The 23,511-nt window shown below is 70.2% G+C and carries 27 protein-coding genes; 12 read left to right on the top strand and 15 right to left on the bottom strand.

Features of this window, described 5'->3' with window-relative positions; genetic code table 11:
• Window positions 1-83 precede the first annotated feature (83 nt).
• From OTB20_RS32925 to OTB20_RS32915, 3 genes are all read right to left on the bottom strand, one after another.
• Window positions 84-365 carry a hypothetical protein gene (locus OTB20_RS32925; RefSeq protein WP_267823222.1) on the bottom strand — a complete coding sequence of 94 codons (282 nt, stop codon included), beginning with the start codon at window positions 363-365 and terminating at the stop codon, window positions 84-86.
• A gap of 105 nt (window positions 366-470) precedes the next feature.
• Window positions 471-1,055: a telomere-protecting terminal protein Tpg gene (gene tpg, locus OTB20_RS32920; protein WP_267823220.1), complete on the bottom strand. Its 585-nt coding sequence runs from the start codon at window positions 1,053-1,055 to the stop codon at window positions 471-473.
• 52 nt (window positions 1,056-1,107) lie between these two features.
• A complete protein-coding gene (locus tag OTB20_RS32915) occupies window positions 1,108-1,395 on the bottom strand; it encodes a hypothetical protein (protein WP_267823219.1) in 288 nt (95 codons plus the stop codon).
• Window positions 1,396-1,437: 42 nt separating this feature from the next.
• On the opposite strand from OTB20_RS32915, the gene OTB20_RS32910 reads away from it, so the two are divergent.
• On the top strand, window positions 1,438-1,863 hold the full coding sequence (locus OTB20_RS32910; protein WP_267823217.1) for a hypothetical protein: 426 nt from the start codon (window positions 1,438-1,440) through the stop codon (window positions 1,861-1,863).
• Window positions 1,864-1,914: 51 nt separating this feature from the next.
• On the opposite strand, the gene OTB20_RS32905 is transcribed toward OTB20_RS32910, so the two are convergent.
• From OTB20_RS32905 to tap, 4 genes are all read right to left on the bottom strand, one after another.
• Window positions 1,915-2,400, bottom strand: coding sequence for a hypothetical protein (locus OTB20_RS32905; protein WP_267823216.1), 486 nt, complete (start codon window positions 2,398-2,400; stop codon window positions 1,915-1,917).
• 195 nt (window positions 2,401-2,595) lie between these two features.
• Window positions 2,596-3,210 (bottom strand): hypothetical protein, encoded by a 615-nt coding sequence (locus tag OTB20_RS32900; RefSeq protein WP_267823215.1) that lies wholly within the window; start codon window positions 3,208-3,210, stop codon window positions 2,596-2,598.
• A gap of 242 nt (window positions 3,211-3,452) precedes the next feature.
• A complete protein-coding gene (gene tpg / locus OTB20_RS32895) occupies window positions 3,453-4,016 on the bottom strand; it encodes a telomere-protecting terminal protein Tpg (protein ID WP_267823213.1) in 564 nt (187 codons plus the stop codon).
• An 8-nt stretch (window positions 4,017-4,024) separates the two neighbouring features.
• On the bottom strand, window positions 4,025-6,271 hold the full coding sequence (gene tap, locus OTB20_RS32890) for a telomere-associated protein Tap (RefSeq protein WP_267823211.1): 2,247 nt from the start codon (window positions 6,269-6,271) through the stop codon (window positions 4,025-4,027).
• A 122-nt stretch (window positions 6,272-6,393) separates the two neighbouring features.
• Here tap and OTB20_RS32885 point away from each other — a divergent pair, with 122 nt between their 5' ends.
• Window positions 6,394-6,660 carry a type II toxin-antitoxin system Phd/YefM family antitoxin gene (locus tag OTB20_RS32885; RefSeq protein WP_267823209.1) on the top strand — a complete coding sequence of 89 codons (267 nt, stop codon included), beginning with the start codon at window positions 6,394-6,396 and terminating at the stop codon, window positions 6,658-6,660.
• Window positions 6,657-6,902 (top strand): type II toxin-antitoxin system RelE family toxin, encoded by a 246-nt coding sequence (locus OTB20_RS32880; RefSeq protein WP_267823207.1) that lies wholly within the window; start codon window positions 6,657-6,659, stop codon window positions 6,900-6,902. The genes OTB20_RS32885 and OTB20_RS32880 overlap by 4 nt, the downstream gene beginning before the upstream one ends.
• A gap of 102 nt (window positions 6,903-7,004) precedes the next feature.
• On the opposite strand, the gene OTB20_RS32875 is transcribed toward OTB20_RS32880, so the two are convergent.
• The 3 genes from OTB20_RS32875 to OTB20_RS32865 all read right to left on the bottom strand — a co-directional run bounded on the left by OTB20_RS32875 (window position 7,005) and on the right by OTB20_RS32865 (window position 9,369).
• The gene (locus OTB20_RS32875; RefSeq protein ID WP_267823205.1) at window positions 7,005-8,519 is read right to left on the bottom strand and encodes a hypothetical protein; all 1,515 of its coding nucleotides are present in this window, start codon (window positions 8,517-8,519) and stop codon (window positions 7,005-7,007) included.
• Window positions 8,520-8,599: 80 nt separating this feature from the next.
• Window positions 8,600-8,758, bottom strand: coding sequence for a hypothetical protein (locus tag OTB20_RS42920; protein ID WP_420716536.1), 159 nt, complete (start codon window positions 8,756-8,758; stop codon window positions 8,600-8,602).
• Window positions 8,759-8,898: 140 nt separating this feature from the next.
• Window positions 8,899-9,369 (bottom strand): hypothetical protein, encoded by a 471-nt coding sequence (locus tag OTB20_RS32865; RefSeq protein ID WP_267823204.1) that lies wholly within the window; start codon window positions 9,367-9,369, stop codon window positions 8,899-8,901.
• 488 nt (window positions 9,370-9,857) lie between these two features.
• Between OTB20_RS32865 and OTB20_RS32860 the strand changes: the two genes are divergently transcribed.
• The 8 genes from OTB20_RS32860 (at window position 9,858) to OTB20_RS32825 (ending at window position 16,086) form a co-directional block, all read left to right on the top strand.
• A complete protein-coding gene (locus tag OTB20_RS32860; protein WP_267823202.1) occupies window positions 9,858-10,058 on the top strand; it encodes a hypothetical protein in 201 nt (66 codons plus the stop codon).
• Between the two features lie 41 nt (window positions 10,059-10,099).
• Entirely contained in the window at window positions 10,100-10,771 is a 672-nt protein-coding gene (locus tag OTB20_RS32855) for a hypothetical protein (protein WP_267823200.1), read from the top strand.
• 5 nt (window positions 10,772-10,776) lie between these two features.
• The gene (locus OTB20_RS32850; protein WP_267823199.1) at window positions 10,777-11,280 is read left to right on the top strand and encodes a hypothetical protein; all 504 of its coding nucleotides are present in this window, start codon (window positions 10,777-10,779) and stop codon (window positions 11,278-11,280) included.
• 25 nt (window positions 11,281-11,305) lie between these two features.
• The gene (locus OTB20_RS32845; RefSeq protein WP_267823197.1) at window positions 11,306-13,393 is read left to right on the top strand and encodes a hypothetical protein; all 2,088 of its coding nucleotides are present in this window, start codon (window positions 11,306-11,308) and stop codon (window positions 13,391-13,393) included.
• Window positions 13,394-13,575: 182 nt separating this feature from the next.
• A complete protein-coding gene (locus OTB20_RS32840) occupies window positions 13,576-13,881 on the top strand; it encodes a hypothetical protein (RefSeq protein ID WP_267823195.1) in 306 nt (101 codons plus the stop codon).
• A gap of 70 nt (window positions 13,882-13,951) precedes the next feature.
• Window positions 13,952-15,022, top strand: coding sequence for a hypothetical protein (locus tag OTB20_RS32835; RefSeq protein ID WP_267823193.1), 1,071 nt, complete (start codon window positions 13,952-13,954; stop codon window positions 15,020-15,022).
• A 240-nt stretch (window positions 15,023-15,262) separates the two neighbouring features.
• Complete coding sequence (locus tag OTB20_RS32830) at window positions 15,263-15,733, top strand: hypothetical protein (protein WP_267823191.1); 471 nt, start codon at window positions 15,263-15,265, stop codon at window positions 15,731-15,733.
• A complete protein-coding gene (locus tag OTB20_RS32825; protein ID WP_267823189.1) occupies window positions 15,730-16,086 on the top strand; it encodes a hypothetical protein in 357 nt (118 codons plus the stop codon). Before OTB20_RS32830 ends, OTB20_RS32825 begins: the two co-directional genes overlap by 4 nt.
• A 190-nt stretch (window positions 16,087-16,276) precedes the next feature.
• Here the strand turns inward: OTB20_RS32825 and OTB20_RS32820 are convergent, their stop codons facing one another.
• The 5 genes from OTB20_RS32820 to OTB20_RS32800 form a co-directional block, all read right to left on the bottom strand.
• Window positions 16,277-16,990, bottom strand: a complete 714-nt coding sequence (locus tag OTB20_RS32820) for a hypothetical protein (RefSeq protein WP_267823188.1) — start codon at window positions 16,988-16,990, stop codon at window positions 16,277-16,279.
• A gap of 68 nt (window positions 16,991-17,058) precedes the next feature.
• Entirely contained in the window at window positions 17,059-17,715 is a 657-nt protein-coding gene (locus tag OTB20_RS32815; RefSeq protein WP_267823186.1) for a GIY-YIG nuclease family protein, read from the bottom strand.
• A gap of 56 nt (window positions 17,716-17,771) precedes the next feature.
• Entirely contained in the window at window positions 17,772-18,593 is an 822-nt protein-coding gene (locus OTB20_RS32810; RefSeq protein WP_267823184.1) for a DciA family protein, read from the bottom strand.
• Window positions 18,590-21,226, bottom strand: coding sequence for a hypothetical protein (locus tag OTB20_RS32805; RefSeq protein WP_267823182.1), 2,637 nt, complete (start codon window positions 21,224-21,226; stop codon window positions 18,590-18,592). Before OTB20_RS32805 ends, OTB20_RS32810 begins: the two co-directional genes overlap by 4 nt.
• A gap of 914 nt (window positions 21,227-22,140) precedes the next feature.
• A complete protein-coding gene (locus tag OTB20_RS32800; protein ID WP_267823180.1) occupies window positions 22,141-22,413 on the bottom strand; it encodes a helix-turn-helix transcriptional regulator in 273 nt (90 codons plus the stop codon).
• Window positions 22,414-22,857: 444 nt separating this feature from the next.
• On the opposite strand from OTB20_RS32800, the gene OTB20_RS32795 reads away from it, so the two are divergent.
• Window positions 22,858-23,511, top strand: a complete 654-nt coding sequence (locus OTB20_RS32795) for an HAD family hydrolase (RefSeq protein WP_267823178.1) — start codon at window positions 22,858-22,860, stop codon at window positions 23,509-23,511.

Genomic DNA, 23,511 nt, shown 5'->3' with positions numbered 1-23,511 from the left:
CACCTCCGCTCGGGACCTCGGATTGCTCCTCGGCCCTGGAGGCTGGGGACCGACCATCGGTCACAGGTCAGGGAGTTGGCGTCTCACTGCCCAACCCCTCTCATCGTCAGCGACCTCATGTCGCACATGCGCGCCCACTCCGCGAGCTCGGCCGGTCCGCGCTCATCGTTGGCCAGGTCCTCGTGCCGGGAGTCCTGCCGGGCTTCGAAGCGGGCGTCCTCGAGCGCGGCCGCAGCCTCCGTGTGCGTCATGCCCCGGGCCCGGCGGCGCACCGAGCTGCGGCCCACCTTCGCCCAGTCGACCGGTGCGGGCGCGGGGGCGCCGGTGAGAGGGCTGCGCGGTCGCCGGGGCGCGGGAGTATCCATCTGGGGGGCCTCGCTGTCATTGCGGAAAAGGGGTACGGCCCGCCGCCAGAGCGCTCCGTCGGCGGGCCGTACCCCAGGTTTATAGCAGGCGGGTATTCGCCGCGCCTAAAACGACAGTTTGATGTATCCGACTGACGTGAAATCGGCGCGCAAGCCGATTGCGCGCGTGCCCCAGTCTGTGAAATACGACTCGGCTATGGCCTCCGCGACAATGGGTTGCAGGTCTTCCTCGGTCTTGCCCTCGTCGCGGGCGGCGAGGATCTGGGCCACGTACGTGGGGGAGATCGGTGTGCTGATGTACCGCACCCGGCCGTCATCCGAGCTGCCGTTCGCGGTGAACCCGAAGTACGCCTCGCACTCCACCCACATCCCGCCGGAGGTGGCCGCGCGCTCCCTCGCCTGTGCCCTGACCTGCGGTTGCCACTCGGATTCAGTCTCTCTCACCAGGGCTTCCTGGAGCTTCTTCTGTGGCTTCTTGAGCTTCCCGGCGCGGTAGCGCTCCACCGTGCGCCGGGAGGTGTTCAGGCGCTCGGCGAGCTCCTTGGTCGAAGCCTTCGTGCGCGTGAGGAGGAATTCGACTTTAGCCCTGGCGGACTGCGGAATCTTCCGGGTGAAGATGGCGCGTTCCGCGCGGGCCAGGGCGTCCAGGACGCTCCGCGCGGGGGCCGGCTGCTCGTGTTCTTGGGTCATGTCCGCATGCTCGGGCGCGGAACCTGTGGACAGAGGCCGGGCGTTTGGGCGCTCAGGCCAGCGCGGTGCGTCCTTCGTCCGTGGCCTCGACCAGGTCCGGCCGCTCGCCGTTCGCCGGGTGGACGACCCGCACCAGGTTCTTCTGCCACAGCGAGACCGACGCCCCGTAGAGCGCGAACTGCTCGTCTGTCCAGGCGATGCGGACCGGGTCGTCGTCGGGGGCGTGTACCTCGGGCGGGACAGTCCGGGTGAGGTCGGGGAAGAACGTGGACATCGCGGCCGGGGCAGGCGACTGGGAAACGGCGTGCAGCAGGGCCCGCTCGTGGGTATTCAGCTCCATCGCCTCAGCGTAGGTCGCCGCCCCACCGGCGAGAAGTTCACCGTGCACGCGGTACGGATGCTGGGCGCGGGCGTTGACCACGGTGTGAGCACACCCTCCCGGCGACACCCCGCAATCCTGCGACCTGAATTCCCCGACCAGCGCTACGTCCTGCTGGACAACCGACTCTGGGGCTCCCAGGAGCACGACCCGCACCTGCTGGAGTGCGTGGCCCGCACCACCCGCGGAAGACGCTGCTCGGATCCCCTGGAGTGGGGCGTGACTCTGCCCGACGTCGTCGTCCTGATCGGCGAGCAGCTGACCGTCGTGTACGACGGCCGGTCCTACGAGGATGCCGAGAGGTGGAAGGCGCAGCGCTGCTCCTTCCACTTCGGGGAGGCGGATCCCGACCGTGCGCCACGCGAACTCGTGCCGTGCGCGGCCGACGGCACGCTCCTGGCCGCGCCCGGCGGCCTGTACGGCCCCTGACACCGCCCCGGCCTGCCTGCCAGCTGGGACGGTGGTTGTGCGCTGGACCGGCTACGGGCCGGCCGCGACCGTGAGGCTGCTCTCGGGGGTGGCCTGCGGGGGCAACGTGTCCAGGGCGCTGCGGAGCGCGGCGAGAGCGTCGACCCTCTGGCCCTTCGCGTTGGTGACCAGAGCCGTCTGATCGCTGTTCTCCCAGGCGACCTGCACGTCCTTCAGTTGCTGAGGAGTGAGCGGCGCGCCCGGAGTGTCGGGGAGGACCACGCCGAAGGGCACCCTGATGCGGCGTCCCGGCGCCGCCTGGAGGACCACCACGGCCAACCTCTGGTCCGGTCCCAGCGGTTCCTGGCCGTGAGTGATCAGGTGTTCGTCGTGCTCGCCCGGCAGTGCCTCGCGCACCCGTACCGAGACACCCGGATGCTTGTCGAACCAGACACGGTCGTCTTCCGCCGCCCGGTGTCCCGCTGCCAGGCCCTTACGCGAGGGGCCGCCGGCCGCGGCGGCTTCGGCCCCATGCAGACCATCGTGTTGCCCACCCACTCCGGCGGCTTGCGGCTCTGGTTCTTCTTTTTCCGGGTACGGCTCACGGCCATGCCGGCGCTCCTTGGCTCCCCGGGCCTGAGTGGCCCGTCCGTTGCCGTCCAACGAGCCGACGGGCCCGGCCGACGCGCAATGTGGGCCAGACGGATGAGTCCCCCCAGCCCCGGCAGTTGCTGTGTGCGCTGCCACGGGCGATCAGGCGGAAGGGAAGGCGGGTGCCGCTGAGCCTGCCCAGTCGACTCTGTCCGCGTTCCACTTCATCAGGAGGCGGGCGGGCAGGTCCCGGCGCTCAACGACGCGGACCGCCACGGGGTTGATCCACACACCCCTGTCGCCGACCCGCTCGACGAAGCCGCGGGCCTCGAGCCGGTCCACCGCTTCAATGAACTCGCCAGGCGTCAGGAAGTTCAACGGCGCGAGCAGGAAGCCCAGCTGGAAGTTCCTGATCTCCGGCGGCCCCCCGGGCCGGTGCAGCTCCGCCTGTTTCAGGGCCAGCCGCAGCAGAGCGGTGGCCTCGTACGGGGAGGTGTGCAGCTCCGGGAGCAGGTCCTGGTGCCAGGACACCACCAGGGTGTCGACGGAGTCGGGATCGAGCTCCATGAACCTTCGGTCCTGGTCCGTGCCCGGCGGCAGGATCCGGAACGGCGGCAGGGGCGTCATCGCGCGCCGGGCGTCCTGGATCCGGCCCTGATGCAGTTGAGAGCGTCCGGCCCGGTCCGGCGCGCACTTCTCCCCCGGCGCGGCCTGGCAGTCGGGACAGGTACGGGTGCGGGCCTTCTCCCGTACGGCCGGCGCAACAGCTCGGCTCACGTCAGCTCGCGCCGGTTCTTGCTGCTCACCAGGGAGCCTTCCGCTGAAGTCGGGTGGTGGTGCTCAGCATGGCGGCGCTCCGCGGCGGCCAGGAGCAGCGGCTCCGTGCGCCTGCGGGTTTTCGCCCGATCGTGCGAGTGCGCTGCAGCCCGCCGTTGACGTTGACGAACCTCGGCTGCCCCGGCACGCCGTGAGCCCCGGACCAAGGGTCCGGGGCTCACGGGCTGTTCGGGGCGCGGTCTCTACAGCTGGAAACCCAGGTTCAGTACGTCGTTGATCTGGACCTCCTGGAGGGAGCCGGCGCGGCGCCCGCTGTCCTGGAAGTACACCTCCTTGAGCGCTTCGGCGGTGAGCTCGCGCAGCCGGTCCTCGCTGGCCCCCTGCTCCTGGGCGTCGAACAGGCGGGCCGCGTACTGGGGCGGGAGCGCGACGGTGAGGTGGCGTTCGCGGTCCTCGTCGGTGGAGTCCATCGACGCTCCGGCGTAGCCGAGGCGGGCGTGGACGTCGATGACGATGCCGCCGGTGGTCGCCGCCTTCTCCTTCGCCTTGGCCCTGATCTGGGGCTGCCACCGGGCCTTCACCTCGCGCTCCAGGCGCGCGGCCAGGTCCGGACGCGGCTTTTTGATCTGGTCCTTCACGTACCGCTCCACGGTGCGCTGGGAGATGCGCAGCATCTGGGCGACCGCTTTCGTGCCGCCGAGCTGCTTGACCAGGTACCGCATCTGCGGGCCCGCGTTCTTCGGTGCCGGGCGGGTGAACGCCTTCTGCACCGCCTGGTTGAGGCCGTCCCCGAACTCCTTGTTCATGCCGCTCCCTACTCCCCGTTGTCCTTGTCGGTGACGGTGCCGTCCTTGATGTACCGGGCGAGGTTGAGCTCGGGGGCGTTGAACTGCTCCCGGGCTCCCTCTCCCCACAGCGTGGTCTGCGTGCCCTCGTGCTTGACCAGGCCGGGGTTGACCCCGAGCTTGAAGCCGCCCGGCAGCGGCTTGCCCTCGCGGTAGGGCAGAAAGTCCAGCGGGCTCGGTCCGTCGGCGGCGTAGACGACGCAGTCGGAGAGGATCGCGACCGGGTACTGCCCGGTGAACGCCGCGTGCTTGACGATCTTGCGGTGGAGGTTGATCCGGGTGCGGGAGATGACCGCCGCGCGGATGTCGGGCCGCCACGTCGGGCGGGACAGGGCCCGCCACGGCTCGCCGGACGTCCAGCCCTCGCCGCGGGGCCGCTCGCGCAGCTTCCCCAAGCCCCCCTTCACGGTCGCCTTGACCGCCCCGACGACGATGGCCATCTCCGGGTCGCGGCTCTTGTAGCCGTCCATCGCCGCCAGGAAGTCCTGCGGGGCGAGGTCGGCGTCGACGCCGAGGTCGGCCATCGTGGTCAGGTAGGCGTCGCGCAGCCGGCTGTACCAGCCGTCCAGGTAGCGGCCGCTCTCGTACCGCACGTATGCCTCGGTCGGCGTCACGTCGTACCCGAGCTCCGCCGCGTAGGCGACGGTCGGCGTCGCGTACCAGGCCGGGCCCGTCGGGCGGTCGCCCTTCGGCGTGAACGGGGAGGGCAGCAGCGCGCCGTCCAGCTCCGCCCACTCCTTGCCGGCCTTCACCCTCGACAGATCGACGTGGGACAGGTCGACCAGCCACGAGCCGGGCAGCTTCGGGTCGAACACGGGGTTCTTGACGTGCGTCGCCTCACCGAGGCCGACGACCAACCCGTTCGCCCCGGCGGCGAACGCCATGTTCACGTCCAGGCCCACCAGGTGGGAGCGCATGCACTCGTCGTCGGTCATCGGCCGCGCCCAGTCGTATGCCTCCTCGAACAGCTTCTCCCCTGGCCCCCGCACGTGGAAGCGCGGCACGTCTGCCAGGAGCGGGTGTCCGTCGGGGGCCTCGCACGGCGCGCAGTCCACCGGGTCCACGCCCAGCGAGCCGGGCGTCTTGCCGTCGGCCCGCCGCAGTTCGCCGGTCTCCTCATCGCGTACGGCGTGGGTCGGCGGGTGCAGGGCGGTCATCAGCTCAAGGCCGGTGACAGCGGTGGAGCCGCGCGGCGTCATCACCCTCGACGCATAGACGCCCAGGACGCGGGCGAGCTCCGGCGGCGGCAGCTGCCCGGCGGGGCCCCAGAACCGGACGTCCAGCGCGTTCCACGACGGGATGCACAGCTGGACGCACTGCCGGTCCGAGCCCTTCGCGGGGCGGTAGATCCGCGCCCACGGCCCGAACCCGCGCTTCGTCAGCTGCCAGTCGGCGCGGGTCAGCTGCTTGGCGACCTTGTGGCCCTCCGGGATCCGCCCGGCGATCCGCTCCTCCTCCGTGAGGGCGACGGGCAGGCCGTAGCGCTCCAGCGCGGCCTGGGTGAGCACGAGCAGCGGGTCGGCGGGCCGTCCCGGGCCGGACAGCTTCGGCTGACCGAGCTTCGCCTCCTTGAGCGTCCAGTCCACCAGGGACGGCAAGCTCTTGGCGGGCACGTCCAGGACCAAGCCGCCGACGCAGTACGCCAGCACCTTGCCGTCCTCGACGTCGACGACCGCCAGCGGACCGTTCTCGAACCGCGGGTCCATCTCGCCCGCGGTGGTCGCGGCCGGGGCCGCCTTCTTCGCGCCCGGCGGCCGTGACGTCGACGTCGGCCCGGTGGTGCGCGCCGGACGCGGCGCGGCTGCCGGAGCAGCGGCGACGGGAGCGGTGGTGGTGGTGGTGGTGGTGTTCTCGGTTGAAGTCATGACCGCAGCCTCGGGCGCCGGGCCTGTGGACAGAGGCGGCGCTTCCGCCGGAGCGGGAGCGGCGGCGAACGTGGCTGGCACCGCAGCGTCAGGGGCGGGCACGACCGGGGCGGCCGGGTAGAGCTCCGCCAGCTGCTCCAACAGCCGGGCGTAGGCGTCGCGCTCCGGCGGGCGGGGCTCGGTCTTGCCGGACTCCCAGCCGGACACCGTGGCCCGGCGCACCTTCAGCGCGCCTGCCACCTCATCGATCGTCAGGCCGTGCGCGGCACGCAGCCGCTTGCGCTCCGCCGGTGGCGGGAGCGTGGCGCGGGACGCGACCAGCGCGTCGACCGCGTCGAACAACTCGGACATGGAAAACCTCCTGATCCATACTCTACCCCATGAACCGCACCAAGTGCGTACGTTCAGCGTACGTATCGCGTACGAAACCTGTTCGATGGCAGGAATGTGCACACTTCCGTAAGGTGGTGTGCATGACGACGACGGAGAGCACTTACTCGATCGTGGAAGCCCGCGCCCGGCTGGGCGCCATCGCGCGTGAGGTCAGCGCCACCCGGGAACCGGCCGCCATTACCGACCACGGCCAGACCATCGCGATACTGGTCAGCCCCGCCGACGCCCTCGAACTCCAGGAGCTGCGGGCCCTGGCCGCCTACCGCGCACGCCAGGAACGCGGCGAGAGCGCGGGCGTTCCGCACGATGAGGCGTACCGACGCGTCTTCGGCGGAGTCGAGGCGTGAGCTACGAGGTCATCTGGGAACCCGAGGCGCTCGCCCAGGCGGAGCAGTTCGCCAAGGACGACCCCGCCGGAGTCCGGCAGGTGTTCACCGCCGTCGACCACCTCGCCGACGAACCGCGCCCCGAGGGCGCGTTCGGCAGCACCGACGTCCTGCGTATCCACGTCGGCCGCTACCGCGTGATGTACGCGATCAGCGACAGCCAGGTCCGCGTCAGCGTCATCCACCTCGGACGCCTGCGCTGAACGACGCACGACGGGGCGGCCTCTCCCGTGAGGCCGCCCCGTCGCTCTGTCTGCGCGGCCCGGACCGGACCAGGGCAGGCCGGGGCTGGAAGACGGAGCCGTTCAGCGCGTGCGCGGCGGGGTCATCCGGGCGTGCAGCAGGGTGCTGCGGGTGAGTTCGCTCCCTTGCTTGTGCTGGTCGTTGAACAGGGCTGTCAGCCCTTTGGGGGCGTTCCAGTGCTCCCGCAGGTTCACTGTGGCACCGAGGTCGTCCAGGAGCGCGTTGACGACGGACGCGGCCTCGCTGGGCCGGTCGCCCCAGCCGTCGCCCCACCAGAGGTGCTCGGAGGGTGTGCAGGGAGCGGGATGGACGTGGCCGTCGCTGGTGGTGATCCACATGGTGTGGTGCAGCACCGCCGAAGCGAGCTCCGCGCCGCCGGCCGGAAGGGACAGCGGGGCGTAGAACCGCCAGACCGGCTTGCCGCGATCGCCCGATGCCCGCAGGACGGGCATGTCGGTCAGCGGGTCGATGAAGAACGCCTCTGCGGATTCGCCGCGTGCGAGGACGGCGTGGGCTGCGGTCGGATCGCACATCGTGAGCCGGCGGGCCCACTGCTCGATGACCGTGCCGGACCGGTCGGGCACTTCGGTGAACGCCCCGTAGGGCAACAGGTCCGGTTCACGGCCGACGGCGACCTCGAGCGCGGCGACGGCGTCCGGGTGGTTGCTCAGGGCCAGTTTGTGCCAGCCGGATTTGAGGACCTCGCGGTCGCCGCCGGACCGCAGGGGGTGGTGGGCGGGGTCGGGCACCGCGGCGATGACGACGGGGTTCGGCGTGGCGCGGAATCCCTCCTTGCCGAAGATCTCGCTCTCCCTCCCGACGCTGTCGGTGCGGTTGTTGCGGATGTCGTTGGCCATGTCGGTGACGGCCAGGTGCGAGGTGACATCGAAGTTGTCGTTGCGCGCGACGCGACGCAGGATCTTCTCGTTCTTGTTGGAGGGCACCTGGGCGACGGCGGCCGGGGTGTCGGGCTTCCACTCGCGGATCAGTTCCGGCACGCGCAGCAGGTCGGGCCACCAGGGCAGGTCCTGGCCGGCGAGGGCGGCGACGTTGCCCCACTCGGCTTCGTACTCGATGCGGGGATGGGTGGTGTCGGCGGCGACCAGGGCGGGGCCGGTGAAGCTCATGTCCCCGTACAGGGCGCAGACGATGCGCACCCCGTCCGGGTTCCCGGCTTCGGTCAGGGCGGTGGCGACGTCGGTGGCGACCTTGCGATCGTCGTTGTGCACGATGCGGATCGTGCCGATGGCCGTGTGCCAGTCCAGTGCCGGCCCCCGGGCTGTGTCCTTGTATCCGTCCCACCGGCCGGGCGTCAGGTCCTCGGGCAGCGGGCGGAGCAGGATGGCGCCGCGGTGGGTGAACTCCGGGGTGTCGGCAGCCCACCGGTAGAGCTGGGTGCCGTCCCACACTTCCTCGGGTTCTTTCCTGTTGCCGAGTCCTGCGAACGGGTCGTGCGGCGGCTCCGTCGGCTGCGGGAAGTCGTCGTACTTGCGCACCAGCCGCCACAGCCCGAAGGAGTTGACGCCCAGCATCTCCTGGACTTCTGTCTTGGACAGATAACTGTCGCTCACGCCCATGCCGATGTTCCTCACCGTCCGGGGCCGGTAGTGGCCCAGCTCAGATCATGTGACGGACCGGCAATCCGGGCGGGCAGAGCTCAACTGCCCGCCCGGATTCCCTCCCGCATTGGCCGAGAAGACGCCCTTGCCTGGGCAGTCCGTACGGCCGGGCCCTCCCCCTCGACCCGTACGACGACGAAGAGGTCCCCCGCCTCCCCGCCGTTTCTACCGGGCCAGCCCAGACCTTTGAGTCGCAGTCGCTGCCCGGGTCTTACTCCTGGGGGAATCCGGATCCGGTGGGCTGTTTCTGCGGAGACCTCGCAAGCCGGTGAAGAACGGGTCCGCCCGGTACAGGGCGGCCAAGCGGTGTGGTCCAGGTGGAGCAGTTGGTGACCGGCTACTCAACGGCGTGGCTGTGCGAGCCACGCAGCTCCCACCAGAGCCGGTCCAGCTCTGTGTCGTGCGGGAACATCCCCACCCAGCCGGAATCCGGCGCGGCGAAACGCTCCATGACCTTGCGGCGCAAGACCGGATCGTCCGTCATGGTGGTGTGGAGCACGACATTCGCTGAAGATTCCGCGGACCGGTCCCACCACGCGGGTGCGTTGCCTTCATCGTCCATGGGGGTTGGGTAGTGCTCGACCACCCGCACCGGTAGGAACGGGCCGTGCCCTGTGAAGTCGACGCCGACATGGTGCTCACGCGGCCCGACCCGCAGGGATGTCAGAGCGAACAGTTCCCCCACGCCGGGCACCCCGGCGGCTCTGAATCCGTGGTCGCGGTAGAGCGCGCCGACCATGCTCTGGGACGGCTCGCCCACGTCGCCGATCTTTTCGTAGAACTCAATGCGTACCCCGAGGATCACCATGACGTCGATCCTGGCATGTCACTGCGGGGGTATGAGCCAAGCGGGGGAAACAGCGGTGTCCGTCTGCGGGTTAGAACCGTTGAACGCCGTATGCCGTCCTCGCGTGGACTCATCTCCATGGCGAAAGTGCTGAGTCATGGTTGATCGCCTCCTCACTCAAGGATCACTCCGAAGCGCGGACAGGGGCGCGGCGGGCCAGCTCCTCCACCCTGATCGGGGTCAACGCCGCGCCCGCTCCGGAAGGAAAGGAGTTCGCCGGGGTATTTCTCGGCGGCATCGCCCGCGCCGGTAGCGGGTCATCCCGGTATGGGCCGGTTGATGTTGCTACAGGGGTCAATGCGTCTACGGGACACAGGAGTTGCCTGGTGGAACTCCTGTGTCCTCACGTGGTGTAGAGCTTAGATTGCGACATGTGATCGACGCGCGGCGCCCGGGACCGCTGGAGGCGAGGGCCCCGCGACAGTCCCGTGAGGAAGGACCTGCTCAGGATGACGGACATAGCCGTCGGCGCCGTGGCACGCCGCTCCGCAACCACCGGGCAGAAACCCGCAGTGCCCGCCCAGGGGACGTCGTCCGAGGCGCAGCATCAGGTGCCGTGCGGTGTGTGGGGGGATGAGTTGCGGGCGCGGGCCTGGTTGTGGCGGCGCCTGGGCATCGGTACGTACGCGGGCTCCGGCGGCACGGAGTGACCGCTGACGGAGAAATAGGCGGCGGCCGTTCGGATCCCCGTGTGGTGAGTCAGCCGCTGCCGCCCGAAGCTCCTCCCCTGCCAGGCCACTCCCCCGAGCCGAGCACGGGCTGGACCAACGACACCAGCGGTGGTGAAGACGACGGCGACGGTGAACCGGGTGAGGACTGGTGGCGGTTCGAGGGCGTACGTGAGGAGTGGCGCGATACCTGGTCCGAGCACGGCCAGGAGGGACTGCAGGCCGCGCACGAGATCGGCGTCACGATCGGTGAGGCGGTCATCTCCCACCTGCCCAGCCCGGAGGCGGCAGCGGAAAAGCGCGGTCTGGACATCCGCTGGCTGCGCCTGAAGTACAACGTCCCAGCCATTGCCCTTGCGCTGCTCGTGACGTGGAACGGCGAGAGTCTCGCGGGGAGCGTGGCCCGGTCCATCGCCGTGAACGGGCCGTTCGCTCTGCTCGGGTGGATTCTGCTGCCCGCGCTCGCGTTGGGCCTGCTCATGCTGACGCCCATCGGCGGCCCGCTCGGCCATGTGCTGGTCGACCTCATCCGCACCGTGCTCTACGGCCTGGGCCGCGTGGTGGCGCGGGCCTGGACCACCACCTTCACGGGCTACCTGCTGCGCCTGGTCGCGGCCGTGGTCGTGTGGGGCGTCATCTTCGGCGTCACGCGTCTCATCTGGCGTGTGGCGGTCAACTGGCTGACAGGAGCGTAATCGTCATGAACAACACGGGAGCCGCCGCCGGCGGAATCGGCGCGGTCGCCCTCGGCCTGGTCGTCCTCTTCTACCAGATCGGCCGCTGGCGCGGCGGCGACCCGACACCCAAAATGCATTTCTTCGCCGGAGTCGCCCTGGCCGCCCTGCTGTTCCTGGGCGGCGGCATCCTGGGCACGATGGGCGGCGCGGCCGCGGCCCTGGGTAACGGGCTCGGCACGTACGCACTGGAGAACGCCACCGGGACAACAGTCGCCGCCGGTGGGCAGAAGGCGGCGATGACCGGCGGCGAGAAGGTCGGCGTGAGCGGCGCGATCGCCGGGCTGTGTCTGCTGGCGCTCTACGCGGGGCTGATCAAGTCCGGGCGGGCCGATCTGGAGTCGCCGGTGATCCGGGGGGCGCTGGTAGGGGTGTGGCTGGGCGCGTCCGCGGGGCTCCTCGGGATGGCTCTCGGCTTGATCCAGACCTCCGGCAACACCGTCGGTGACATCCTGCTCCGCAGCATCTGAGCACGGCAGAAAGGCAGTTGTGACCATGTCCGGCAGCGGTAGCGGGAGCGGAGGCGGGGGCACGTTGTCCGCCGGGGTGCGTCATCTGCGCGCCGAGTGGGGCCGCTGGTGGCGTGCCGAGGACCTGACAGACACGCACATCGCCCACCGGGTGCTGAACGACCAGTACCGCTTGTGGCGGCAGCTGAAGCAGCGGGGCAACGCCGAGGTCCAGCAGAACATCGGCCTGCTGAGAGACCAGCAGAAGCGGCAGACGTACATGCAGATGCAGCAGATGGCACTGCAGAAACAGAACCGGGGCCGGGGCTACGGCGGCGGATACGGGGGCGGCTACGGGGCGTCCCCGGTCATCAGCTACCGGATGATGCAGTGGGCGCAGCTCCAGATGAGGATGGGCCAGCAGGAGTTCCGGCATCTTGAGGTCACCGCGTCGATGCTGCAGATCGGCTACGGGCAGGTCCGCTCCCGCCGGCACCTCACCGCCGGGATCCTGCTCCTCGTCATACCCGCGCTGTGGGTGGGGCTGTGGTTCCTGTCCTTCCTGGCCGCCTTCACGGTCACCGCACTGGCCGTTTTCGTCTTCTTCGTGGTGGCCGTGGTCAAGGGCCGCAACCCGGCCTGGCGGCGCCCCGCGGTCCCCAGGCTTTTGTTCGTGCCGCCGCGCGCACCGGCTCACACCGAGCTGGAGGATCCCGATCCGGAGCCGTTCCCGATCAGGGAGGCGGGCAGCAACCCGCGCCAGGCGAGGGAGTCGGTGCGCCTGGCGTTGAAGAAGGAGAACGCGAGGGTCTCCGAGGTACTTGTACCGGAACAGACGGCGTACGGGTGGAAGGTGCCGCTCGTTCTGCAGTCCGGCACGGCCGGCCAGCTCGTCAGCATCCTCAAGCCCCTTGCCACGACGCTGCGGGTGGGCGAATCGAGGGTCCTGGCGCAGCCGGCCGACCCGAACGACGCGGCCCTCGTCAGCCTGCAGGTCCTCACCCGCGACCCGTTCGAGACCCCGCTCCCCTACCCGGAGCGGTTGCCCGGATCGTGCACCATCGTCGATCCGGTCAGCCTCGGACTCTCCCTCGAGGGAGAGACGACGCCCGTCGTCCTGGCCGGGCAGCACGTGATCATCGTGTCCGACACGGGCGGCGGCAAGACCGGCATGGTGCAGGCCATCGGCGAATACGTCACCGCCTGCCGGGACGCGGTCATCGTCGACATCGACCCGGTCAAGCGCGGACTGAAGGCCCTCGCCCCGGCAGCCGTCATGACCGCCCGCACGCCTGAGGAAGCCGAGGCCGTACTCGAAGCACTGCTCGCCCGGGCCCGGGCCCGCGTCGCGTCGATGCCGCCCATGCAGGACACCTGGATACCGACCCCCAGCGGGCCGGCGGTCATCGCCGTGCTGGATGAGTATCCCCAGCTGTCCAAGCGCGGCAAGGAGCTCGCGGTCGCCCTGCTGCGCGTCGGGCGCGAGGCCCTCATCACCATCGTGCTCGTCTCCCAGGACGCCACCTCCGACGTCCTGGGAGACGCCATCGCGGACGCGTTCGGCGTCCGGATCATGCTGCCCTGCCGGGCCGCCGACGTCCCGATCGTCGTCGGCAGGGCGGATGCGATCTCCCGGGGATGGCTGCCGCACCTCCTGGTCCCCTCCCCCGAACCGGGCTTCCCCGCGGACGCCGGACGCTTCTACTGCCTCACCCCCAGACACCGCACCCCGGTCCTGCGCTACGTCTCCCCGCTGCCGCCGGCCGAGGCCGACCGCCGCACCCGCGAACGCCTCGCAGCGGGACTTCCCCGCCTCGAGACAGCCGTCCCGCAGCCCGCCGACACCGATGCTCTGCCGGAGATCGCCCGCCTCCTGCTGGACGCGTTCGCCACACACAGTGACCCCGAAGCCCTCACCATCGAACAGCTCGCCGACCACCTGGCGGCAGCCGACCCGGCCACCTGGGGCAAGTGGGACGGACAGAAGAACCGGCTCCTCATGGTCGGCCGCACCCTCAAGACACAGCTGAAGGCCGCGAACCTCGACATCCCCACCGACCGCCTGGGCGCCGACATCGACCCCAAGCGCCCCACCGCATACCAGCTGGCGGACATCAAAGGCGCCCTGTCGTGATGCGCCGCCGATGTGCCAGCGTCCTGTCCTGGTGCGTCACCGACGTGCCGCGATGCGGCACGACATGGCACCGGACCGCCCGGCGATGTGCCGATGTGCCAGCCACGGACGCATCACAGACACGTGCTGACCTGCGATGACGCACCGGACACATCAATCCGCTACCCCCGCCCGGAGGGCCGATGACCGCCCAGAATCCAGCTGCGCACGCCAAAATCGCCGCCGACGCCTTCGACCGCCTGGTTAAGGACGTGAAAACGGGCCGCGCCCAGTGGAGCCACCCCCACAACGTCCGCCAGGCCGTCGACGACCTCACCCGCCTCTCCGACGCGATGGCCACCACCCTGCAGCAGATGGCCGCCGCCCTCACCACGCTCAACCAGCCCGGACCGCAGCACCAACAGACCCTGGCCGCACTCGGCCTGGCCGGCCAGGCCGAAGCCACCGCGGCGCAACACCTGCGCCAAGCGCGCCGCACCATGCACTGACCGTCACAACCTGAAGGGGGACCTGTGCGCTCGCACAGCTCGCACATCACCGATCACGGGCGGGGGCCGGATGCTGCCCGCCGATGAGGACCCGTGCAACATGCTCGGCGGCCCGGCCAAGCAGTACTGCGAAGACGACGGCCCCAGCGCCCCGGGCGATCCGGCCGACAGCCTCGACCCGCTCACCGCGCTCGCCAAGTCCATAGCCGACGCCGCCGACTGGACGGCCCGCCAGCTCGGGAAGGCGGTCGCCGACCGGTCCGCGGTCGACTTCACCAATGCCGGATTCCTCAAGCAGTACGCGATCGTGTTCGCCGCCTCCACCGTGCTGGTGCTGGTGCTGTGGCTCCTGTCCGTCGCCAAGCGCGCCGTCCGCGGCGTACCGATGACCACCGCGATGGGCGAGGCGATCGGCCTGCTGTGGCTGGCCGTGCTCGCCTCCGCCTTCACCCCCCTGATCCTCTACACGGTGATCGGCGCGGTCAGCGCGGTCACCGACGTCCTGGTGTCCGCGCTGGGATCCGAGCCCGGCGGACTGTTCAACTCCCTCGGAGCCGACCTGAAGAACGGCAAAGTCGGCGGCGGCCCGCTGCTGCTCGCCGTCACCTCCTTCGCGACGCTGCTGCTGTGCGGCGCACTGTGGCTCCTGCTGATCCTGCGCACGCTCGGCCTGTACGTCGGAGCCCTGCTCGGCGTCGTCGTCTACTCCGGCCTCGTCAACCGGGACTGGTGGGGCCACACCCGGCGCTGGGCCGGATTCATGGCCGCGCTGATCGCGGCCGAACCGGTCATCGTCATCGTCCTCGGGCTCTCCTCCGCCCTGAAGACCAGCGGCAACGTCGTCACCGGACTCGCCGTCACCGTCATCGCGCTGGGCATCGCCGTCTCCCTCATCTGGAAAGTGCCGGGCATGGGCGACGCAGTGAAAGTCGCCCGGATGACGGCCCGCACCGCCAGCGGGACCGCCCGCACCGTCACCGGCACCGCGGGCGCCACCACCGGAGTACTGCGCGGCATACAGACCCACGGCGGCCGCAGCGACAACGCGGACCGCAGCAGCGCAGGAACACAGAAACAGCCCAACCCGGTGACCGGCGGCATCAGCGCCCACGCCCAGCGCAAGCCGAAGGACACGAATTGACGCTCCACGGACCAGCGTCGGACTGACCCGTGACCGCAGCCTTCGGGGGTTGTTTTCATCTCATTTGCGTCACCTTCGCGCGCCACGAAAGCGCACTCGCGCCTCGGCGCAGTTTCCGCCCGCCCGGACAGCCCGCGCCAGGCCCCGGAAGCGGCGGCGGAGAGGACGGGAGCGCGTCGTGCGCACGTCCGAGAGCCTCAGGGAGCGCCTAATCTGGACTTGTCAACTAAGCTTCAACTCATGAGCGTGATGGAGACGAACCTTTCGGACCTGCTGAACAAGCCCAAGGTGACGCTCGCCGCCCTGCGTGGCGCACGGCGGATAAGGCTCCGGCGCCGTGATGACGAGGACCTGGTGCTGACCACGGCCGCGCGCGCCGACCAGGACAGCGCGGTTCTGGGGGCGACCAGCCGCATGTTCGTGGAGATGATGCGCACCTCCCAGGGCCGCACGCTGCTCCTGGACGTGCTGCCCGCGACCTTCCCCTGGGTGCGCTACCTGCCCGCTCACGACGTGCGAGAGTTCTCCGTCGAACTGGTCGGGGCCCTGGGCGCCGCCGCCGACCTGGACAGCACCGCCGCCGTCGCCCAGCTCCTCACCGAGTGGAAACACACCGCCGAGGTCCACGCCGACCCCGAGCTGCACGCCGCGCTCACCACCGACTCCGGCGAGGACTACGGGCCGGTGCCCGACCCCGGAACCGCTGCGTGAGCCCCAAACGAGGAGACCGCGCCGCTCCGCCACCGGGGCCCGGCGAGTGGGACGTCCGGTTCGCCACCGGCAAGGCCGCCACAGGGTGGGAGCAACTCGCCACGCAGGCCGCGGGCAACACCCGGGCCGCCTGGCAGCTGATGCGAACCGACCCCGCCCCAGCCACCCGCACCGAGCGTCACCACCAGCTCAAGGGCGAGCTCGGCCACGGCGCCCACCACAGCGAGCCGATAGAACGCTGGCAGATCGAGGTCACCGCCGGCGGGCGCATCTGGTACCTGCTGGACACCGAGCGCCGCACCGTATGGATCGACCACGCATCGACCGGCCACCCCAAGGCCACCGACCGCTAGTCCGCGACAGCCGTCTCCCTGGGAGACACCCCCCTCACGTACGCGCCTCCGACCGGGAGTACCTCAGCGAAGACGCCCCACACTGATGTTTTCAGAACGCCGTTCTGGACTGCGCTCGTACTCGGTTCCTGGAACCACGTCTCACCGCCCCACAGTGGAGCACTGCGACCCTCCGACGTTTTGCGGCCCCTCAGGGCAGGACCGGCTCAACCTTCTCATCGAGGTATTTCCCGAGTTCGGAGCACTTCTGTAGGTATGCGTACAGCGACGGGGCGAGGAACTCCGGGTGCTCGTTGGACATCGGTAGGTTCTTCAACGCCTCGATCTGCTTCACGTAGGCATGGGCGGCGAGTCCGCGCAGTATGGCGACGAGTTCGACCGGCAGGAAGGCGTAGGCGGCTTCGATCCGCTGGTGTCTTCGGGTCGCACGGTCGGCCTCGTACACGAGGTAGTCCTGCCAGCTGCCCGGTGCGAAGTCTTCCGGGGAGACCTGTAGGTCGACGTTTTCGCAGATCGTTGTCACTTTGGCGAGGGTCAGCGCGGGCAGCGGGTCGGGCAGGGGGTTGCCGGCCGATGCGCTCATCGCACGCAGGACGGCGGCAGCGGCCCCGGAAGCACCCCGCAGGTGCCCGTGCTCCTGGGCGAGCAGCAGTCGCTCCGCGCGTAGGCGCGGGATTACGACCACGACCAGATGGAAGACCCACGCGGCCAGCGTCGCCAGGCTCAGGTCGAACAGGACCTCGCCGACCGCCGCGCCCCCAGCGAACAGCTGTGGAGTGGTGAGCAGCCACTGTTGGACGATGACGATGACGAGCGCGGTCGCCGCGATCCAGTTGATGGCCGGGTGGGTTTTGAGGGCGCGGAAAAGCAGGTGATCCCTGTTTCGCCACTGCGATACAGCCATGGCCAGCCTCCGGTCCGCCTCCTCTCACCAGTCTGCTCGTCACGGTGGCCAGCCGCCTGCCGCCGGTCCTAACGATCGAGATAGGCGATGCCCTTTTCAACCTCCGGAAGTCCCAGGCCGAGGCCGGATCGGATATTTAGTCCCAGCTCCGCCAGGGCGGCAATGACCACCGTGACGGGATCCCCGAGAGGCGTCAGGTCGAACCACTCCCCCCGCACCCGATAGTGCGCGAACCGCTCGTGTAGCGCCCGTTCGTAGTCCCCCTCCACATCCAGGAGCGGGAGGAGCCTGGCGTGATGGCTGGTCTGGAGCTGTGACACCCGGGACTTGAGAGCGCCGGTGGTCCGCCCGATCTTCGTCTGCGGGGAGCCCTCCACACCGACGAGGTACGTGCGCACAGGTCGGCTTACCGGGCCTTGGGGCACCGGCGCCGCCGGTTCACCGGAGGCCATGTACGCCTCCTCGTCCTCCACGCTCTTGGGGTCCCGGTGCACCACGAGGGCTGTGCTCCCGCCCTGAAGAGTCAGGGTCTTGCCTACGGGCGTGCCATCAGCCCTGAAGGCAGTCCGGATGACCTGTGTGACGAGGACGGGGCCCTTGTACCCGAGTGCTTCCAACTCGGCCTCCGTGGCGTACCGGGAGGTGACCTCGGCCTCCTCCCACGCCGCTTCGCTTGGCTGGGGTTGTAAGTGGTCGCAGCGTGAGTGCCCGGTCGGTTTCTCCATGGTCCGACCCTATGAGCGCCGCTGACAGGCCGGAGACCCTAGCCAGAATTCACCAGTCACGCTGTCCGGTCCATGCGCTGCGATACAACATGGTCGCCGGCCTTCTCCGCACGGCCCCGACGCAAGGCTGCGGCCTCGGTGGCCGCGGCCTGGCGGCGGCGCTGGACACGGGCCTGATCGATCGGGGCCGGCGCACCATCGGGCACCGCGGGCGGCTCGGGGAACGCCCTGCGGCTGAGCTCGCGCATCGCCCGGTTCTGCCGCTCCACCGCCTCCGCGATACCCGGATCAACCCGGGACGGCGCCACGGCCTCGCGGTGCGCTTCGAGGGCGCGCCGGTAGCCGTCCGGCGGGGGCCGGCGCTCCACCGGCACGGCGGGCACGGCCGACTGCGAGTTGTCCGGGGCGGTGGGCGCCGTGGCGGGGCCAGCCTTCACGGCGGGCGCCAGGACGTGCAGGGCGCGAACGCATCCGCCGGACACCGCCGCATTGGCCGCCGCGATCAGCTTCGGCGCGCTCCAGCGCAACTGTGTGCCGACGGCCGGAGCATTGGGAACGACGTCCAGGCGGCCGTCCTCCACGTGGAACGCGGTCGCCTTCACGCGTCCGGCGAGTTCGGGCGCAGCCGCGGCGAGGATGGCGTCGAATTGGGCGAGGACGCTGCCGCCAGCGGCCGGGGCGACCATGCCGCGCTCGGTCATCATCCGGCTGATCGCGCTCCCCAGCCCGAGCGGCTCGCGGCCGTCCCGTCGTACGACGGTGCCGGTGCGCCGCCTCGGCTTCTTCGTCTGGGCACCATTCTTCTTCGCCGCTTCCCGGGCGGCGAGCAGGGCCTGGCGCGCGAGGTCGACGCCGCTCAGCTCCGTCCCGGTGGTCATGCCATCACCGCCGTGTCGCCGTCCAGCTGGCGGGTGGCGAGCTCGGGCAGCCGGTCCGTCCACGGCGCGGGCACGGCCGTCTCGGTGCGGGCCGCCGCCTGCTCGCGCAGCTGCTCCAGGCGCATGGACATCAGGTACTCGACAGCGCGCTCCCGGGCGGTGTCGGCGGCCTTCGTGGCTGCCGCGACGGCGTCCGCGCCATGCGGGTTGTGCTGGAACCAGCGGCGACCCTGCTCGGTCCGGTACGCCCGCTTCGCCTCGGCTTCGGCTTCCTCGGTCCGCCCCAGCATCGCCAGGGCGTTGCGCCGGTACTCCGCAAGGGCCTGCTCAGCGGTGTGGAGAGCGCCGAACGCGAGGACGGACGCGGTACCCGCAGGGTCGCCGTCCTGGTCGGCCGGGTCCATGGCGCGCAGGTAGTCGCCGCGGGCAGCGGCGATCTGACGCACCATCGACCTCCGTACGTCGGCGGTGACGGCGGCGACGTCACCCGGGTCGGTGAGGTTCGCGGACCAGGTGGCCGCGACCATCCCGGCCTGAGCGATCAGGGCCTCGGTCCGGCGCCGGTAGCCGCACGCCTCGCACAGCCCGGCCGCCCGCTCCTGCCCGCAGTCCTCGCACACCAGGGCCTGGCGCACCACATCGACAGCAGCCGCGGCCGCCGCTTCGCGCTCCACCCGCTCCTGGTCAGCCGCACGGGCCGCTTCCCGCCGGACCTGCTCCGCAGCTGCCTGCTCACGGCGCCACACAAAGTTTTCCGCCTCAAGGGCCGCCTGCTCGCGCAGCCGCTCCTCGAGGACGCGCCGGCGCTCGTCATCACCCAGGCCGGGCAGCTCCTGGTCCACGGCCGCAGCGAGCCGGGCGCGGCGGGCGCGCCGGACGTGGATCACGTTGCCGCAGTTCTCGCAGTCGCCGCCGGTGTCCAGCCGGATCCCGTCGTCGCACCGCCGGTCCGAGCACGCCTGGCGCTGCACCACACCGCGCCGGGTCAGCCACGGGAACGGCTCGTCGACCAGGGCCTCGCCGCCGGTCTGCTCCAGCCGGTCGGTGAACCGGTCGGCCAGCAGCTGCGGAGCCATCTCCGGGTGGTTCAGCAGGCCCGCCAGCCGGGACAGCTCCGCCTTCGCCGCCGCTTCGACCTGGTCCTGCTGCCAGCCGGACAGCTGCTCCCACAGCCACGAGACCGGCCCCAGAGCCACCCGCAGACCAGGTCCGGCCGGGAGGCCCACCCTCCGCTGCTGCTGCGCCTTTCCACCACCCACGGCCTTCAGCCGGCCACGGGCACCGGCACTGGCAGCGCGCTGCCCACCCAGCTCATCGACCGGGGACTCCTTCGGCTTTTCCCCGCGCAGCGGGCCGCCCTCCGCCACCGGAGACGTCGACACGGCAACGGCGGTCTCGGTGTCGGCGGCCTGGTCCTCGCGCACGCACACGCGCTCCGGCCGACGGTCTTCAGCCCCACGGCCTTCGCCGGAAAAGCCACAATCAAGCTGCTGAGGAACGACGGGAGTAACCACCTGAGCGTGGTCTGCGTGGAGCGCTGCACTACCGGGACGCTCCTGATTCGCCGCGTCCCCGGGGGCCTCAGCACCGCCGATCCCAGTCGTACCAAGGGCACCAGCAGCACCGGCGTGAGCATGATCTCCGCCTGCACCATCGGGACGCTGCGAAAACACGGGACCGGCGCTCTGAACAGCCTCCACAGAGGCCAGCGTGCGGCCGTACGCGCGGGCCACGGGGAGCAGCATGACCCGGGCCCGGCCATTCATCCGCGTCGACGTCGCCTTGCGCTGCCGCGCCACGACACCGGCCTCCGTCAGCCTCGCCAGGACCTTGCGGGCCCCCGAGGGCGAGCAGCCCAGCAGCCGGGCCAGCGTCGCCGCCCCCCGGCCCTCCTTCACCTTCACCGAGCCGCCGCACAGCTGCAGCCAGCCCGACGCCCTCGTGTTCAGCACCATCAGCAGCAGCCCGAGCCGGTCGGTCGCAGCGCCCTTGCCCGTACGGCCGGCCAGCAGCCCCGGCGGCGTCGGCTCCTTGTTCTCCGGCGTCCAGCCTTGCCCGAACAGGGCCTCGATGAGGTGCAGCAGCGTTGCCAACTCCGCCTGCGTCAGCGCCAGAGGGTGGGCCGCTCCCCCGCTCTTGCGGGCGTTCCACAACGGCATGACCAGGCATTTCAGCCCGGTCGGGTGACCCTTACCGTCCCTCACCACCTGCGTGTGCACGCCGTCCGACGTCCGCAGCGGCGGCAACGCCCGGCGGTTCACCGTGGACTCCCCCACTCCCAGCCACCGGCCCAGCTCCGCGACCCAGATCGACGTCACGTTGTCGTCCTTGTCGCCCTTGGGCGCCCGCGACTTCGCATACAGCACCACCGCCGCGAGCCTCGCCACGTCCGACTGCCCCGCGATCGACGGATCCGCCAGCAGCGCCTGGACCGCAGCGAGCAACCGCAGCCGCATCGAGCGACCAAGGCGCAGCGGGTCACCCGGACCGTTGCTGCCCGACTTCCCGGAGGCCGGCACAGACCGCAGCGCGGACCGCTGCCCGGGAAGCGCCGGGATCTCGTCGACAGAGTTGTCGACGACGTCCCACATCGAGTGGTCCAGCACAGCGGCGGCCGCCGCACCCGCGCTCATCGGCCCACCGCCACGACAGAGCGGTGTGCGGACACGGACAGGCGGGTGTGAACGATCATCCGGACAGCGTCGGGCGCTGCCCCTGTGGACAGAGTCCGCGGATCGGCGGCGGCCCTGTGGACAACCAGAGCGGACCGGCGAACGCCGTTCGACGGGGCGGCGGACACCGCAGGTTCGCTCAGGAAACCCATCCCGAAAGCGCCGCAGTTGTAGCTTCCTACCGGAAATCCAACTTCCGGTACGGAAAGGAAAAAGAGGGACGAACTGTACGTCGATCCCGTCACGCGGGACGATCGGCGGGACCGAACCTGGGTGAAACGGACAGGGTCAAGGCGACAGGGGGACACCAGATCGGGCACTATGAAGAGACCAGCTTCCATATGCGTGGACCGACCAAGCCCCTCGGGGCCGGCCTATCCGTTCGTGTGGATGTGTGGGCGCCCCCTCCGTGAGGAGCGGGCACCGGACGAAGAACCAGAGGCAGCTCCCTTGCTTCCTTATGGCGACTCGGACGGGTGGTGCGGACAGCCCTCGGGCTGGTCGTGCGGAGTTCCGTTGGCCCTTGCAGGGGCTTCCGGAACGGTGTTGCAGGAGCAGAAGCCCCTTGCGAGGGGGCGACTGCGGTGAAGCGCGGTCCTGACGGACCGGGTGGAGCGACCCGCTTACCAAGGCGGGGTATTGCTGTGTTGCTAGATGTAGAACCAGCTCCATGAGCTGGAGCCCGGAACCGGTGCCAAAGCCGGGACTGGGCGGCCGACCTGGTTTATGAGACCGGGCGGCGAGACGGGCCGCGCGAGGCCGAAGTGGATTCCCGTCCACTCTCTTGGCGCGCGCGGCCGATGACTTAGGTCATCCCGACCCCCTCGATACCGAAGGCGGCGTCGGCGAACCCGGAAACGGGCAGCACCGCGAAGTCATCCCTCATCGGACGCCCCCTCGATGGCGGCATCCGGATACTTCTCTGCCAGCTTCCGAAGAAGGTGCGCGTACGCGCGACGGTTCCCGCGGTGGGGCTGGGTGGCCCCGGCCTCCCAGCGAGCGATCGCAAGGCGCTTGACGCCGATGGCCTCAGCGACTTCGGACTGGGTGAGGCCGGCGGCGAGCCGGAGCTGCCGCCGGACCTGGAGCGTGGGGAGGGTGTTGTCCTCCTCCACCAGGGCGTCAATTCGCCTCAGCGGATCAGACATCGGGACCTCCACCATAGGGAATGATTGACAAAAAGATACACGCTCTCGGTGATCTTCGCTAACGAGAACGAGCGTGTTGGCGTACGAGATACCGACCGACTCCACCCGACTGCCCTCCCCTCGCCGATAACCGTTCCGTTCTTGACGTGAGAACGCGCAGCTAGAACCCCTTGGTGCCCCTGAATCGGAACAGATTTCAAGTGGCGATTCCAGCGCTCGCCGACTCGTAAGCCCGTCCTTCCCGCCTGACGGGAAGCGAGTTCGTGAACCGTCCCGCCACGCGGGAAGGGGAACGGACGCGGCGAGTGTGGCATGTGTTCTGACGCGGTGTCTGGTGACATTCGGGGGTGACATTTGGATGTCACCGACGAATGTCACCCCCCTCGCCCTCACCGTGCGCGGTTGCCTGCAAGACGGCGCGACGGCACCGATAAGGTCGCCGACGTGCAGCAGCGCTTGGCTCTCTTCGATCTGGATGGAACCCTTGTCGACCGGCAGGCCGCCGTCCGTGATGCCCTTACCGCGCTGTGTCGCGCGCACGATTTCGCCACCGTCACCGAGCAGTGGCTGCGCAATCAACTGGTCGACCGCGCGAACCCTGACAACTTCGTCCGGCTGCGCCGCGTCTTCGGCCTGGCCGTGCCCGCTGGGCAGCTGTGGCGGGAGTACGTCGACCTGATGGTGGCCGCCGTCACCTGCCGCCCCGAGGTCCTCGAGGACTTGGCCCGCCTGCGCGCGGCTGCCTGGACGATTGGCATCATCACCAACGGGGCCGGTGACATCCAGCGCGCCAAACTTGCCGGGACCGGCCTCGCCTCCCTGGTCGACGGCGTCGCCGCCTCGGGTGACCTGGAGATCCGCAAGCCGGACCGGCGCCTCTTCGAACTCGCGGCCACCCGCTGCGGCGTCAGCCTTGCGGATGGCGGCTGGATGATCGGAGACAACCCGGCCGGGGACATCGGCGGCGGTCACCAGGCCGGCCTGTGCACCATCTGGCTGCGCGGACGCCCCTGGCCCGACGGGCTCCCTGCCGCTCACCATGTCGTCGACGACGTCACCGACGCCATCACCATCCTGCTCAACGAGACCTGGGAGTAG

It is taken from the genome of Streptomyces sp. H27-H1 (genome assembly GCF_026627445.1).
Classification (GTDB): Bacteria; Actinomycetota; Actinomycetes; order Streptomycetales; family Streptomycetaceae; genus Streptomyces.
This window is presented reverse-complemented; position numbering and strand designations above follow the sequence as displayed.

What these genes read in the sequence shown, in the direction of transcription:
- OTB20_RS32925 (WP_267823222.1), bottom strand. Translation starts at nt 365, where the DNA reads ATGGATACTCCCGCGCCCCGGCGACCGCGCAGCCCTCTCACCGGCGCC.
- tpg (WP_267823220.1), bottom strand. Translation starts at nt 1,055, where the DNA reads ATGACCCAAGAACACGAGCAGCCGGCCCCCGCGCGGAGCGTCCTGGAC.
- OTB20_RS32915 (WP_267823219.1), bottom strand. Translation starts at nt 1,395, where the DNA reads ATGGAGCTGAATACCCACGAGCGGGCCCTGCTGCACGCCGTTTCCCAG.
- tpg (WP_267823213.1), bottom strand. Translation starts at nt 4,016, where the DNA reads ATGAACAAGGAGTTCGGGGACGGCCTCAACCAGGCGGTGCAGAAGGCG.
- tap (WP_267823211.1), bottom strand. Translation starts at nt 6,271, where the DNA reads ATGTCCGAGTTGTTCGACGCGGTCGACGCGCTGGTCGCGTCCCGCGCC.
- OTB20_RS32885 (WP_267823209.1), top strand. Translation starts at nt 6,394, where the DNA reads ATGACGACGACGGAGAGCACTTACTCGATCGTGGAAGCCCGCGCCCGG.
- OTB20_RS32875 (WP_267823205.1), bottom strand. Translation starts at nt 8,519, where the DNA reads ATGGGCGTGAGCGACAGTTATCTGTCCAAGACAGAAGTCCAGGAGATG.
- OTB20_RS32865 (WP_267823204.1), bottom strand. Translation starts at nt 9,369, where the DNA reads ATGGTGATCCTCGGGGTACGCATTGAGTTCTACGAAAAGATCGGCGAC.
- OTB20_RS32860 (WP_267823202.1), top strand. Translation starts at nt 9,858, where the DNA reads ATGACGGACATAGCCGTCGGCGCCGTGGCACGCCGCTCCGCAACCACC.
- OTB20_RS32850 (WP_267823199.1), top strand. Translation starts at nt 10,777, where the DNA reads ATGAACAACACGGGAGCCGCCGCCGGCGGAATCGGCGCGGTCGCCCTC.
- OTB20_RS32845 (WP_267823197.1), top strand. Translation starts at nt 11,306, where the DNA reads ATGTCCGGCAGCGGTAGCGGGAGCGGAGGCGGGGGCACGTTGTCCGCC.
- OTB20_RS32840 (WP_267823195.1), top strand. Translation starts at nt 13,576, where the DNA reads ATGACCGCCCAGAATCCAGCTGCGCACGCCAAAATCGCCGCCGACGCC.
- OTB20_RS32835 (WP_267823193.1), top strand. Translation starts at nt 13,952, where the DNA reads ATGCTGCCCGCCGATGAGGACCCGTGCAACATGCTCGGCGGCCCGGCC.
- OTB20_RS32830 (WP_267823191.1), top strand. Translation starts at nt 15,263, where the DNA reads ATGAGCGTGATGGAGACGAACCTTTCGGACCTGCTGAACAAGCCCAAG.
- OTB20_RS32820 (WP_267823188.1), bottom strand. Translation starts at nt 16,990, where the DNA reads ATGGCTGTATCGCAGTGGCGAAACAGGGATCACCTGCTTTTCCGCGCC.
- OTB20_RS32815 (WP_267823186.1), bottom strand. Translation starts at nt 17,715, where the DNA reads ATGGAGAAACCGACCGGGCACTCACGCTGCGACCACTTACAACCCCAG.
- OTB20_RS32810 (WP_267823184.1), bottom strand. Translation starts at nt 18,593, where the DNA reads ATGACCACCGGGACGGAGCTGAGCGGCGTCGACCTCGCGCGCCAGGCC.
- OTB20_RS32805 (WP_267823182.1), bottom strand. Translation starts at nt 21,226, where the DNA reads ATGAGCGCGGGTGCGGCGGCCGCCGCTGTGCTGGACCACTCGATGTGG.
- OTB20_RS32800 (WP_267823180.1), bottom strand. Translation starts at nt 22,413, where the DNA reads ATGTCTGATCCGCTGAGGCGAATTGACGCCCTGGTGGAGGAGGACAAC.